This window comes from Cupriavidus sp. 05T313, from assembly GCF_056396665.1.
Genome location: NZ_JBFTLX010000547.1, coordinates 1 through 867 on the forward strand (window position 1 = coordinate 1; position 867 = coordinate 867).

General features: G+C 66.2%; 2 protein-coding genes and 1 pseudogene. All 3 read left to right on the forward strand.

Annotation, left to right across the window (positions count from 1 at the left end; genetic code table 11):
* A pseudogene (locus tag AC1DKD_RS41640) lies at window positions 1-208 on the forward strand (cytochrome c oxidase accessory protein CcoG); the annotation flags it as partial.
* 24 nt (window positions 209-232) lie between these two features.
* Window positions 233-448 (forward strand): FixH family protein, encoded by a 216-nt coding sequence (locus AC1DKD_RS41645; protein WP_081862235.1) that lies wholly within the window; start codon window positions 233-235, stop codon window positions 446-448.
* A gap of 2 nt (window positions 449-450) precedes the next feature.
* Window positions 451-696, forward strand: coding sequence for a hypothetical protein (locus tag AC1DKD_RS41650; RefSeq protein ID WP_441632179.1), 246 nt, complete (start codon window positions 451-453; stop codon window positions 694-696).
* Window positions 697-867 lie beyond the last annotated feature (171 nt).

An 867-nucleotide genomic window follows, 5' to 3' on the forward strand; every position in this document is an offset into this window, starting at 1 on the left:
GCCGTGGGCCGTGGAATACGATCACGCTGCCGGCAATCTCGAGCCCACCTCAAACCGCCTGATTCCGATTCGCGTGCGCGTGCCGATCGAAGCCGCTGGCCAGGGCACCCACAAGATCCAGGTGACGGTCACTGCGACAGGAGATGACAGTGGGGGCGGTGCGGAAATCAGCCAGGGCACCAGCTTCATCGTACCGCGCAATCTTTGAACCGAGAAATCTAGAGGAGGCCTGATGATGCAGCAAAGCAATCCCTGGTGGAAGGAACCCTGGCCATGGCTGCTGATGAGCGGGCCCTTGCTGGCGATGGTGGCCTGCGGGGTCACGATCTGGCTGGCCATGACGCACCCGGACCCGCCCGTTGTCGATGGCGTATCGCGGCACGGGTTGGTGGTCGAGAAGACGGGTATCGGGCGGCAGGCTGAGCCGGCCACGGCGCAGGCGAGGTGACCATGAGACTGCGCTGGCTGATGTGGGTGCTATGGCCCGGCTTCCTGGTAGCCGGGCTGACGACCGCCCTGGTGTTTTCGATGGTCGATCCCGGCGATCTGCGCTTCTTCGGACAGCCGGTCGAGGCGTCGCGGGAGGCGGTTTACACCGTGGGCTTCCTGGTCGCGTGGGTGCTTTGTTCGTTGTCGAGCGGCCTGACGCTTTACACCATGCCCACGCGGCTGGCGGAGACAGACGAACTGGAGTGAGCGCGATGCGCGTCTTCGCGCCGCGGGGCAGGGGGCGGCGGAGCAGGAGTGTCGTGACCAGGCCGGCGCGACGTGGTATTGGCACCACGCAAGGAAGGCAAGGCGGCTGCCAATGCCGCGGGAGCCGGGAAACTCCGCGCGGCCGGTCGATGCCTGCCGGACTAGCAGGAC

Excerpts from the sequence above, each read along its gene's own strand:
- AC1DKD_RS41645 (WP_081862235.1), top strand. The coding sequence starts at position 233 with ATGATGCAGCAAAGCAATCCCTGGTGGAAGGAACCCTGGCCATGGCTG.
- AC1DKD_RS41650 (WP_441632179.1), top strand. The coding sequence starts at position 451 with ATGAGACTGCGCTGGCTGATGTGGGTGCTATGGCCCGGCTTCCTGGTA.